Consider the following 10,996-nt stretch of genomic DNA (forward strand, 5'->3'; position numbering starts at 1 on the left):
TTAGGCCCCCGCCCGCGCTACTTCGCGCTCTCCAGCCACTTCGCGAGCTGCGGCTTCACGCGTGCGTCGAAGGCGAGCGTCAGGTCGATCTGCTCGGTCGCCTTCCTCACGGCGCGCACCGCAGTCGGCACCGGGTTCTGCTTGAAGAACGCGGCGATGTCCTTTCGCGCGCCCCTCGTGGCGAGGGTCGCGGCGGCCTCGATCGGGCGCGCCACGAGCGCGGGCGGCAGCTTCTTGCGCAGCGCGACGAAGCGACGCTTGAAGAACTCCCAGGTCGCGGGCGCCGCGTTCGGGTTCGCGAGCTGTGCCGCGAGCACGAGGCCCACGTCCTGCGCGCCGATGTCGTCCGTGAGGCACTGCGCGTGCGTGCGCTGCACGAGCTCTTTGCTGCGGAACTCCGCGAGCGCCATCAGCATGCGCCGGCTCTCGAGCGGCGTGGCAGCGTCCTTGCGCGCCGCGACGTAGCGGTCGTAGAGCGCGGCGTCGCCGCACGACGCCGCGATCGTGATCGCGGCCGCCGCGAGCTCGGGCTCGACGCTGCCGCGGTCCGCGAGGTACGCCGCCACGAGCTCGGCAGCCTGCCCGCGCGCGGCGGCGTTCTCGCCGACATCGCCGACGAGCGCGAACAGCACCGCGCGGCGGCGCCGCGTGTCGTCGCTCTCGCGTGCGCTCGCCGCGAGGCCGAGCTGCGCGAGCGCGGGCCCGAACGTGACGGCGATGCGCGCGCGCAGCTTCTGCTCCGCGTCCGCGCCGAGCGTGCGCTTCGCTGCGCGCGCGATGCCCTCGAGCGCGGGCCGCAGCGCGACGAGCACGTCCGCGTCCGGCTCGTCGCCGAGCGAGAGCGCGAAGCCGAGGAAGCTCGCGAGATCGCAGTGGCCCGCGCGCAGCGAAGCCCAGAGGTGCCCGACGAGCCCTTGCCTCTCGACCGAGGTGAGCTCCTTCTTCGCCTGTGCGAGCGCCGAGAGCTCCGCGGCCGTGTGGAGCGGGCGAATGAACGCGGACTCCTCGGCGTTTCCGTACAGGAAGCGCGGCGTCTCGCCTTCGACCTCGAATTCGCCGCGCGAGCGCCCTAACAGCTGGCGCAGGCTGCGCGAGCCGACCGCGGTGCCGGCACGCCCGACCCACGGAATCGGCCAGCGCTTCGTCGCGTCCTTGGCGGGTTTGTCGGCGTTGGGGCGGAAGCGTTCCTGCCGGTAGCGCACGAGCTGCTTGCCGCCGCGCTCGACGCGTTCGAGTCGCAGCAGCGGGAAGCCCGGCTGCTCGATCCACGCGCGCATGATCGGCTCGACGTTCTGCCCGGAGACCTCGGAGAGCGCGTTCCAAAGATCCGCCGCGACCGTGTTCCCCTCCTGGTGCTCGCGGATGTACTTGCGCACCCCCGCGCGGAACACTTCGGCGCCGAGGTAGCGCTCGATCATGCGCACGACCGACGCGCCCTTCTCGTACGTGATCAGGTCGAAGTTCTCGGTCGCCTCGGCGGGGCTGCGCACCTCGACGTAGATCGGATGCGTCGAATCGAGCGCGTCCATGCCGAGCGCGGCGGCGCGGTCGTGCTGGAACGTCGACCACATGCTCCACTCGGGCTTCCACGCGTCGACGATCTGGTACGCCATCCAGGTCGCGAAGGCCTCGTTGAGCCAGAGGTCGTCCCACCAGCGCATCGTGACGAGATCGCCGTACCACATGTGCGCGAGCTCGTGACAGATCACCTCGGCGACGCGCTTCAGCTCGAGCGTCGTCGTGCGCGCGGGGTCGACGAGCAGCAGCGTCTCGCGGAAGAACACGGCGCCCGCGTTCTCCATCGCACCCGCCTCGAACTCCGGGCACGCCACGAGGTCGAGCTTCTCGTACGGGTAGGGCATGTCGAAGTACGTCTCGAGTCGCGCGAGCGTCTCGCGCGCGCACTCGAGCGCGAACGCGGTGAGGTTCTCCTTGCCCGGCACGTGCCAGATGCGGATCTCGGTCTCGCCGCAGTGCACGGGCTCCGAGGCGACGAGCTCGCCCACCGCGAGCGCGAGCAGATACGTCGAGAGCGGCGGCGTCTGCGAGAACACCACCGTCTTCCGTCCGCCCTCGCGGGGCACGATCTTCTCGACGGGGTTGTTACTGAGCACGGTGTTCGCGTGCGCAGTCGTCACCGAGAGCCCGAAGCGCGCCTTCAGCGCGGGCTCGTCGAAGCACGGGAACACGCGGCGCGCCTCGGTCGACTCCATCTGCGTGAAGGCGTACTTGCGCTCGCCCGCGCGCGCGGCGTAGAAGCCGCGCAGATCGGTCGCGAGCTTGCCCTTGAACTCGAGCGCGAGCGTCACCTCGCCCGCGGGCGTTGTCTCCGCGAGCACGATGTCCACCGTCTCGCGATCGGGGCGCATCACCGCGCGCCCGCGAATCACGCGGTCGCCCACTTCGGCCTGCGCGCGCGTGATGGTGATGCCCACCGCGTGCAGCTCGAGCGTTCGCTTCGGCCGCGCGAGATCGAGGTGATGCAGCACCTCGCCCGTGAACGCGGCGCTCTGCGCCGGGTCGACCGCGATGTGCAGGTCGACCTCGACCGGGCGCGTGTCGGCGGGCAGGCGATACGCGCCGCGCTGCCGCTCGCTGCGCACGCGCCGCGCCTCGCGCCGGGCGGCGGGCGTCGCTTGCTTGCGTCCGGGTTGCTTCGCGCCGTCGCCCTTCGCCACATCGGCCTCCGAAAAAGAGGGCGCATCTTACCGGCAGGAATGGGGAATCCGAGAAGCCCGCGAAATCGAGGGACCGGCGCCTGACGCTGGGCCCTCGATCTGCGCGTTTGCGTCCGCCCGCGTGCGAAACCGTTCGCGCGGGGGCGCGTTCTACCTCGTGCACGCCCTGAGGAGTCACGTCATGTCCCGCATGCTCGTCGCTTCGCTCGCGCTGGTTGCCTCGTTCGCCGCCGCTGGCGCCGCCGGCGCGCGCGAGTACCGGTTCTTCCAGGGCAGCGATCGCGTCTACTACGAGACGTTCCACCGCCGCTTCGAGCCGATCTCGGAACCGCACATCCACTTGACGCGCGCGGCGCGCGCGTTCGCGAACGCGAGTCGCTGGTACGCGGCGGAGAATCTCGAGAAGGCCGCGGCCGGGTTCTCGTACTTCGAGGAGCGCGCCGCGGGCGAGGACCGGCGCCAGCTCGATCGCGCGGGCCGCGCGCTCGAGAAGCTCGCGCGTCAGGTGCGGCGCGGCGACGTCGACGGCGTCGAGATCGTCGAGCGCGCCGTCAGCGATGCCCAGCGCGTGCTCGCAGGCGAGCGCGTGATGGAGACGCGCGTTCCGGCGCAGTCCTGACTACTGGCTAGCCGCCCCGCGCGCGCTCGCGACGAGGGCTGCGACCGCGGCGCGCAGCGCGCTCGCTGCGCGCTCGTTCGCGAGGATCGCGCTCGCGTCGACGCGATTACTCGCGAGATGCAGCGTGATCGACGCCTCCGGCACGATGCGCGCCTCCATCGTCGCGAGGATCTCGCGCAGCTGCGGCGTTGCGAAGTGCGAGCGCGATGTGTCGATCAGCGCGAGCGGCTTCCCGCACAGCTCGCCGCTCGACACGATCCAGTCGAGCGCGTCCTTCAGCGCGCCGGGAACGCCGTGCACGTACTCCGGGCTCGACAGCAGCAGGGCGTCGCACTCGCGCAGCGCGTCTCGCCAGCGCGCGACCGCCGGCGGCGGAGTGTCGGCCTCGCGGTCGAGGTCGGGGTTGAAGTGCGGCAGTTCGCCGATTCCGAGGAAGCGCTCGACGCGCGCGCCAGCAGGCGCCAGTTGAGCGGCGGCATCGAGCAGAGCCGCATTCGAGGAAGCCGCGCGCAGACTCCCGCAAGCGGCGAGGACGCGTGTCACAGCGCGAGCCGCGCGATCTCGTCGCGCCGACGGGGCTCGTCGTAACGCAAGAAGAACTCGTCGAGCTGCGGCGGCGCAACGCGGGTGCCCGCGAGCATCGAGTGGACCTGCCCGCGGTGATGGATCTGGTGCGCGAACAAGTGCTCCAGTGCTGCGGGCAACGCCTCTTCGAACACGCCCTCGTCTCCGCGATCGAGGCCGACCGTGCGAGCGAGCGCGGCATCGCCCTGCGCATCGCAGTACGCGATGAGCCGGCGGTCGGACGCGAGCTGCTCGGCGGCGAGCGGCGCGATCTCGCCGTGCTCGCGCTCGCGCAGCGCGGTCCACGTCGCGAGCCCGCGCCCGGTCGCTTCGAGCTCGCCGAGGTAGTACGCGTCGACGCGCAGGATGTGATTCAGCGTGAGCATCAGCGAGGGGAAGAAGCTCACGCGCGGCGCGTGCAGCTCTTCGCGCGTGAGCTGGGCGCACGCGCGCAGCAGGCGATCGTTCGACCACGCGTTGTTACGGGCGCAGGCGCGAAAGTGCGCGGCGAGGGTCATCGCGGTTCTCCGGCACGAGGCGCGATCTTCGCACGCATCCAGCTTGCGCGAAGTACGATGCGCGCATGACGCCGCTGCGCGCTTCCGGCTTCGCCTTCCGCGATCTGCGCGAGGTGCTCGCCAAGGCGAACGAACCGAAGAGCGGCGATCAGCTCGCGGGCATCGCGGCGGCGAGCGCGCAGGAGCGCGTCGCCGCGAAGCGCGCGCTCGCGGAGCTGCCGCTCGTGCGCTTCGTGGAGGAGTCCGTGATCGCGCCGGAGCGCGACGAGCTCACGCGCGCGTTCCTCGCGGAGCAAGACGCCGCGGCGTTCCGCTCGCTCGCGAACGTCAGCGTGGGCGAGCTGCGCGAGAAGCTGCTCGCGGGCGAGCTCGCGAGTGCCGAGGCGCAGGCGAAGCTGCGCCGCGCGCTCCTGCCCGAGCACGCCGCCGCCGTCGCGAAGCTCTGCTCGAACCTCGATCTCGCGCTCGCGGCGAAGCGGCTCCCTGTCGTCGCGAGCGCGCGCACGACGCTCGGCCTCGCGGGTCGCCTCGCTTCGCGCATTCAGCCGAATCACCCCGCCGATGCTGCGGACGGAATCCGTGCGGCGATCCTCGAGGGCCTCGCGTACGGCTCCGGCGACGCGGTGATCGGCGTGAATCCGGTCGAGGATCGCCTCGAGACGGTGGAGCGCATCGCGCGCGCGATCGACGGCGTGATGACGCCGCTCGGCGTTCCGACGCAGAGCTGTGTGCTCGCGCACGTGACGACGCAGATGCGGGCCTTCGAGCGCGGCGCGCCGCTCGATCTCGTGTTCCAGTCGGTCGCTGGCACGCAGAAGGGGAATCGCGCGTTCGGCATCGACCTCGCGCTGCTGGGCGAAGCGACGGCGCTCGTGCGCGAGAAGGGGCGCATGAAGTCGCCGCACGTCTGGTACTTCGAGACGGGGCAGGGCTCCGAGCTCTCGAGCGACGCGCACGAGGGCGTCGATCAGGTCACGCTGGAGGCGCGTTGTTATGGCGTCGCGCGCCGCCATGCGCCGCTGCTCGTGAACACGGTCGTCGGCTTCATCGGCCCCGAGTACCTGTTCGACGCGCGCGAGATCGCGCGCGCGGCGCTCGAAGATCACTTCATGGGCAAGCTGCTCGGCGTCCCGATGGGCGCCGACGTCTGTTACACGAACCACGCCGAGGCCGATCAGAACGACCTCGAGAGCACCGCGATGCTGCTCGCGAGCGCTGGCTGCAACTACTTCATGGGCGTGCCGCTCGGCGACGACTGCATGCTCCACTACCAGAGCACGAGCTATCACGACGTCGCGGCGCTGCGTGAGCTGTTGGGCCTGCGCCCCGCGCCCGAGCTCGAGGCGTGGCTCGAAGCGCGCGGTCTCATGCGCGACGGCAAGCTCACCGCGCGCGCCGGCGATCCGCGGGTGCTCGCGTGAGCGACGAGCTCACGCGCCTCCTGCGCTCGACGCCCGCGCGGCTCGATCTCGGCCGCGCCGGGGAGCGCCCGCGCACCGCGAGCGCGCTCGACTTTCGCGAAGACCACGCGCGCGCGCGCGATGCCGTGCACGGCGCATGGAGCGAGGCGTTTCGCGAGCAGCTCGCAGCGCGCGGCTGCCTGTTCGTGCAATCCGCCGCGCCCGATCACGCGACGTACTTGCGCCGCCCCGATCTCGGGCGCGCGCTTGCCGATGGCGAAGCCGCGCGCATCGCCGCAGCGCGCGTGCCGGGTGCCGTCGCGCAGATCGTCGTGAGCGACGGCCTCTCTGCACGCGCCGCCGAGGCGCAGCTCGCACACGTGTGGCCCACGCTCGTGCGCGGCCTCGAGCGGCTCGGCCCGCTCGCGCGGCCCGTCGCCGTCACGCTCGGCCGCGTCGCGATCGCCGACCGCATCTGCGAAGCGAGCGGTGCGCGGCTCGCGGTGCACCTGATCGGAGAGCGCCCCGGCCTCAAGGCCGCCGAGAGTCTCGGTTGTTACGTGACGCTCGCGCCGAACGCCGCCACGACCGACGCCGATCGCAAGTGCATCAGCAACATCCACGCGCGCGGCCTCGCACCCGACGAAGCCGGCGCCGCGATCGTCGAGGTGTGCGAGAAGATTCTGCGCGCGGGGAGTAGTGGGACGAAGGTGGAGCTGTAGAACCGAGTCAGCGCATCGCGACGAATGCCTCGACGGTCACTCCGATGTCGAGCGTGATCTGGCGCAAGAGCCGTGGCGAGATGTCGCGACCTTGGTGCATCGGCACGGTGGTCGCGCGCCCGTCGGGGTGCCGGAAGCGCCGGTGTGATCCGCGCTGGCGGATTGCCACGAAGCCAAGGCGCTCGAGGATCGCTGCGACCTCGCGAGGTCGCAGCACCGCGGTCGGCGCCATGGCTACGAGACGACGACTTGGTGAGTGCCGACGAACTCCGACTCGAGAACGGGTTCGCCGTCCTCCAGCAGAAGCTCGACGACCTCGCGCAGGTTCTGCGCGAGCTCCTCCATGGTGGCGCCCTGCGAGTGAGCGCCGGGGAATCCCGGGATGTGGCCCACGAAGAGGCCCGTTTCGAGATCCTTCTCGATGACGGCGGTGAACTTTCTCACCTGATGAACTCCGCGGGACCGGGGTTCGGACACGCTACTCCCGACATCCGCAATTGGCGACGGCGTCGAATCACCTCTCCAGCGGCACCTCCGGAGCCACCGCCCACCACATCAGCCCCGACACGAAGTAGAGCGCGGCGACGCTCGCGAGTGGGATGTTCCAGCTGCCGAAGTGCTCGAGGCAGTAGCCGAACACGACCGGGCTCGTGGCGCCGCCGAGGTTGCCGAACATGTTCATCGCGCCGCTGACGACGCCGCCGTGGCGGCCGCCGATCGCGAGGCAGGTCGACCATGCGGACGCGATGCCGAGCGCGGCGAAGCCCGCGGCGGCCGTCAGGAACGCGGTCGCAACGCGTGCGCTCGGGGTCTCGATCGCGCCGAGAATCATCAGCGCGGCGATGGGCAAGCCGACGATCCCCGGCGCGCGCAGGCCGAAGCGGAGCCCGCGGCGGCGCACGAGCGCGTCGGAGACGAGGCCGCCGAAGAAGCAGCCTGCGGCGATCGCGAGCCACGGCAGCGCCGCGAGCCAGCTCGTCTGCGCGAGGCTGAAGCCGCGCGCCTTCTCGAGGTACTGCGGCAGCCACGTCATGAAGAAGTACCAGCCGTAGATCGCGCAGAAGTACATCGCGCAGATCACGATCAGGTTGCGGCTGCGCGCGAAGCGCCCCCACGGCACGCCCGTGTGCGGCTCCTGCGCGGGCGGTCCGATCTCCGCGACCTCGGCTGCGCTGACGTCGCGGTGCTCGCGCGGGTCGTCGCGCATCCACGCGTACCACGCGAGCGCCCACACGCCGCCTAACAAGCCGAACGCGACGAAGGACTCGCGCCAGGTGAAGCGCCCGAGCATCGCGCCCACGATCGGCTGCGCGATCGCGCTGCCGAGCGCGCCCGCCGCGACCGTGAGCCCGAACGCGCTCCCGCGCTCGCGCTCGGGCAGCCAGCGCCGGAACGCGCTCGCGAGGGTCGGCAACACGCCAGCCTCGCCCATCCCGAACAAGAAGCGGATGCCGATCAGCGAGAAGAACCCTCGCGCCGCTGCGGTGGCTGCGGTCCACGCGGACCACCACAGCACGATGCGCGTCATCATGCGGCGCGAGCCGAAGCGATCCGCGAGCCAGCCGCTCGGCACCTCGAACAGCGCGTAGGCGAGCGTGAACGCGCTGAACGCGTAGCCCATCTGCGTGGGAGTCAGCGAGAGATCGCGCTGGATCGCCGAGCTCGACAGCGAGATCGCGACGCGGTCGATGTAGGCGAGCGCCATCGTGCCGAGCGCGAAGGCGAGCATCGTGTAGCGGGTGCGCCAGAAGAGCATGGACGGCGCAGTCTCTCGCGGCGGGAGACGCGTCGCTACGGGTTATTGGGGCTTCGCGGTGTCGCAGCTCCCTCTTCGGAGCGCGCTCACCCGCACGAGGCTCACCGCGCGATCGGCGTCTCGTGCGGCGGGCCAATCAGAGGGGAGCGGCCCCTCGATCGCGGCGAAATCCAGGAGCAGCGGGCCTTCGTTCTCCGCAAGCCACTTTTCGATTTGCCAATCGAACGTGTAGTTGCTCGAACCCATGCCGATCTGCAACCGCGCACCCGTCGAGCAGTCGAGCATCAGCCGGTCCGTGAACTCGCCCCAACGAATCACCTGCGCGGTCCCGCTCGTGCGCAGCGGGGTGACGCAGGCGGCTGCTGCGACGCAGGCGCTCGCGAGCAGCCACGCCCTCACCCGCGCTCCCACACGAGCTGAAACTCGATCTCCTCCTGCTCGTCGCCGCGCTCGTGCTCGATGTTGATCACGGCGTTCGCTGGGATCGCGACGCGCTCGCCGGCGACCTGGATGCGGAAGCGCCCGCCGCTCTCGATCGCGTCGGCGAGGCGCCGCAGCTTCGCGGCGAACTGCTTCGGCGGATAGTTCTTCTCGATGTCGCGCTTTCGCTTCGCTGCCATGGCGGCTCCTACTTCGCTGCTTTCCAGTGATCACTCATCAGCTCGCTCGCCCACGCGGGCTGGCGGACTTCCTCGCGCGGCAAGAACTCGCGCATCACCGGCTTGATGTCCACCACCGGCGTGCCCTCGACCGCGTCGAGCTCGCGCACGAACAACGTGCGGCCTTCGCGGCGCGCGACGCGGCAGATCGTCGAGCCGAGTCGGTTCACGCGGTTCTTCGCGCGCTGCGCGAGGATGCCCGTCACCGGCCAGGCCGTGTTGTTCCGCGGATGCCGCGCGCCGCGCACGATCTTCGCGTCCGGAACGCGATCGAACACGAACAGCACTTCGACATGGGAGAACTGCTCGATGCCGTCGAGCGCGCTCTCCTCCACGGCGTCCGTGAGCACGAGGCGCGACACCGCGCCGCCCCAGTAGTCATCCTCGACGTCACTGCGCGCATCACGTACGAACGCGATCGGCGTGAGCTCGAGCTTCACGTGACCTCCTCGGGTGATGCGCCGACTCTCAGCGATGCGCTCGTTACCGCAATCTTCTCTGCCGGATCAGTGTGAGCGCGGCGCGCGTGATCTGCGTCCGGAACGCGACGGCGATCGCGCTCGCGCACGAGCCTAGAACGAACGCAGCGTCCCAGGTGCTCGCCCGGAACCCACCGACAGCGAGCCCGGTTGAGTAAGCCACTAGCAACGCGAGGAGGGGCGCGGCACCGACGACCCTCAGCCAGAAAGGTCGCTCGATACACGTGAGGATCAGAAACGATCCGATCGCTGCCGCGGCTCCATTGGCCAGATCTTCAGAGGTTCCAGTCGAGAGGGGTGTCGTCCAGCCTCGGACAGCGATCACGATCCATCTTCCGGCGAAGAACCCGACAAGCACCCGCAGCGGAATCCATCGCGCCACCTTCGATGGATCGCCGCCCTCATTCGAGAGCTCCGACTCCGGCGGGCGATAGCGCTCATCCACTACGCGAAGTACTTCGCAAACGCCGCGCGCAGGTCGCGCGGCCCTGCTTCGAGCGGCTCGCCGTGCGCGACGACGATGCGCGCGAAATCCCACGCGCACACGCGTTCGATCCACGCCTGCACGGCGGCGCGGTTGTAGAGCAGGAACCAGTGTGCGGTCTTCGTCGGGCCGAAGCGCCCGAGCGCGCCGTAGCCGCCCCACACCACGCGGTCGATCCAGCGCTCGACGTGGCGCACGTTGAACGAGCTGTCGACGAGCGCGAGCGTGCGCGAGGCGGCGTGGAAGAACGCGACCTCGGCGGTGCCGCGGCCGCCGGCGAGGACGCGATGCGCGAAGGTGCTCGCGAACGGCGTCGCGTCCTCGTCCACGAGCTCGCGGCCCGCAGGCACTGCGTCCCTGACGCGCGCGCGCAGGCCCGGTGCGAGCCACACCTCGGCGCTCGGGAACGCGCGCTGCCACTCGGCGAGGCCGAGGTAGTGGAACGAGTTCGGCGCGACGAGAAAGCGCGCACCGCCGCGCGCCTCGACGAAGGCGCGCAATTCGGCGCCGAGCGGAACGGGCGCCCACGCGAGCACGCCGCCACCCGGCAGGTCGACGAGCAGCGCGCGCGTCCCGAGCCGCGGACCCATGCCGATGCCGAGCATGCGATCCACGGACCACAGCCCCGGCGCGAGCTCGTGCGGCGCGGGCTCGCCGGGCAGCCACGTCGGCGAGCTGAGCGCGACGATGCGTTCGAGAAGGCTCCGCTCACTCGCCACGAGGCTCGAGCCGGTAGATGAAGCGCGTGGGATCGAAGCCCGCGAGCTCGCCGGGTCTTCCGGCCAGCACGGCCGTCGCGAGGTAGATCTTCTCGCCGAAGCGCACGCGCACGCGCGGGTCCTCGCGGATGTGATCGAGCCAGCGGCGCCCTTCCGCGGGGTCGATGTAGAGCGCGCCGTCTTTCACGACGTAGTTGAGCTCTACGGAGTATGGGTCGCTCGGGCGCGTCTCGAGGTCGACGAATTCGTCGGTCGCGAACGACCAGTCCGCGACGGGCTCGGTGACGACTTCGCCTGATAACTCGCCGCCTGGAAAGACGAGGAAGGGTCCGCCGCAGCCGAGCGCAGCGGCGAGAACGAACGAGCATGCGAACGAGCGTCTCATGCTGGCCTCGGGG

15 protein-coding genes are annotated in these 10,996 nt (G+C 70.7%); 3 read left to right on the forward strand and 12 right to left on the reverse strand.

Annotated features, from left to right (window positions below):
* Positions 1-17: 17 nt before the first annotated feature.
* The gene (locus FJ091_02950) at positions 18-2,678 is read right to left on the reverse strand and encodes a M1 family metallopeptidase (protein MBM4382308.1); all 2,661 of its coding nucleotides are present in this window, start codon (positions 2,676-2,678) and stop codon (positions 18-20) included.
* 181 nt (positions 2,679-2,859) lie between these two features.
* Between FJ091_02950 and FJ091_02955 the strand changes: the two genes are divergently transcribed.
* Positions 2,860-3,297, forward strand: a complete 438-nt coding sequence (locus FJ091_02955) for a hypothetical protein (GenBank protein ID MBM4382309.1) — start codon at positions 2,860-2,862, stop codon at positions 3,295-3,297.
* On the opposite strand, the gene FJ091_02960 is transcribed toward FJ091_02955, so the two are convergent.
* Together FJ091_02960 and FJ091_02965 are read right to left on the reverse strand one after the other, a co-directional pair.
* Positions 3,298-3,840 carry an NAD(P)H-dependent oxidoreductase gene (locus FJ091_02960; GenBank protein ID MBM4382310.1) on the reverse strand — a complete coding sequence of 181 codons (543 nt, stop codon included), beginning with the start codon at positions 3,838-3,840 and terminating at the stop codon, positions 3,298-3,300.
* Entirely contained in the window at positions 3,837-4,379 is a 543-nt protein-coding gene (locus FJ091_02965; protein ID MBM4382311.1) for a DinB family protein, read from the reverse strand. Before FJ091_02965 ends, FJ091_02960 begins: the two co-directional genes overlap by 4 nt.
* Before the next feature lie 65 nt (positions 4,380-4,444).
* Between FJ091_02965 and FJ091_02970 the strand changes: the two genes are divergently transcribed.
* Complete coding sequence (locus FJ091_02970; protein MBM4382312.1) at positions 4,445-5,800, forward strand: ethanolamine ammonia-lyase subunit EutB; 1,356 nt, start codon at positions 4,445-4,447, stop codon at positions 5,798-5,800.
* Positions 5,797-6,501, forward strand: a complete 705-nt coding sequence (gene eutC, locus FJ091_02975) for an ethanolamine ammonia-lyase subunit EutC (GenBank protein MBM4382313.1) — start codon at positions 5,797-5,799, stop codon at positions 6,499-6,501. Before FJ091_02970 ends, eutC begins: the two co-directional genes overlap by 4 nt.
* Before the next feature lie 7 nt (positions 6,502-6,508).
* On the opposite strand, the gene FJ091_02980 is transcribed toward eutC, so the two are convergent.
* The 9 genes from FJ091_02980 to FJ091_03020 all read right to left on the reverse strand — a co-directional run bounded on the left by FJ091_02980 (position 6,509) and on the right by FJ091_03020 (position 10,983).
* The gene (locus FJ091_02980) at positions 6,509-6,733 is read right to left on the reverse strand and encodes a type II toxin-antitoxin system HicA family toxin (GenBank protein MBM4382314.1); all 225 of its coding nucleotides are present in this window, start codon (positions 6,731-6,733) and stop codon (positions 6,509-6,511) included.
* A 2-nt stretch (positions 6,734-6,735) separates the two neighbouring features.
* A complete protein-coding gene (locus FJ091_02985; GenBank protein ID MBM4382315.1) occupies positions 6,736-6,945 on the reverse strand; it encodes a type II toxin-antitoxin system HicB family antitoxin in 210 nt (69 codons plus the stop codon).
* A gap of 70 nt (positions 6,946-7,015) precedes the next feature.
* A complete protein-coding gene (locus FJ091_02990; GenBank protein ID MBM4382316.1) occupies positions 7,016-8,257 on the reverse strand; it encodes an MFS transporter in 1,242 nt (413 codons plus the stop codon).
* A 42-nt stretch (positions 8,258-8,299) separates the two neighbouring features.
* Complete coding sequence (locus FJ091_02995) at positions 8,300-8,656, reverse strand: hypothetical protein (protein MBM4382317.1); 357 nt, start codon at positions 8,654-8,656, stop codon at positions 8,300-8,302.
* Positions 8,653-8,877 (reverse strand): amphi-Trp domain-containing protein, encoded by a 225-nt coding sequence (locus FJ091_03000; GenBank protein MBM4382318.1) that lies wholly within the window; start codon positions 8,875-8,877, stop codon positions 8,653-8,655. The genes FJ091_02995 and FJ091_03000 overlap by 4 nt, the downstream gene beginning before the upstream one ends.
* Positions 8,878-8,885: 8 nt before the next feature.
* Positions 8,886-9,356 (reverse strand): SAM-dependent methyltransferase, encoded by a 471-nt coding sequence (locus FJ091_03005; GenBank protein ID MBM4382319.1) that lies wholly within the window; start codon positions 9,354-9,356, stop codon positions 8,886-8,888.
* 43 nt (positions 9,357-9,399) lie between these two features.
* Entirely contained in the window at positions 9,400-9,840 is a 441-nt protein-coding gene (locus FJ091_03010; protein MBM4382320.1) for a hypothetical protein, read from the reverse strand.
* The gene (locus tag FJ091_03015; protein ID MBM4382321.1) at positions 9,840-10,598 is read right to left on the reverse strand and encodes a DUF4336 domain-containing protein; all 759 of its coding nucleotides are present in this window, start codon (positions 10,596-10,598) and stop codon (positions 9,840-9,842) included. Before FJ091_03015 ends, FJ091_03010 begins: the two co-directional genes overlap by 1 nt.
* The gene (locus FJ091_03020; GenBank protein ID MBM4382322.1) at positions 10,588-10,983 is read right to left on the reverse strand and encodes a hypothetical protein; all 396 of its coding nucleotides are present in this window, start codon (positions 10,981-10,983) and stop codon (positions 10,588-10,590) included. The genes FJ091_03015 and FJ091_03020 overlap by 11 nt, the downstream gene beginning before the upstream one ends.
* Positions 10,984-10,996: the final 13 nt, after the last annotated feature.

The organism is Deltaproteobacteria bacterium (assembly GCA_016875395.1).
Taxonomy (GTDB): Bacteria; Myxococcota_A; UBA9160; order UBA9160; family UBA6930; genus VGRF01.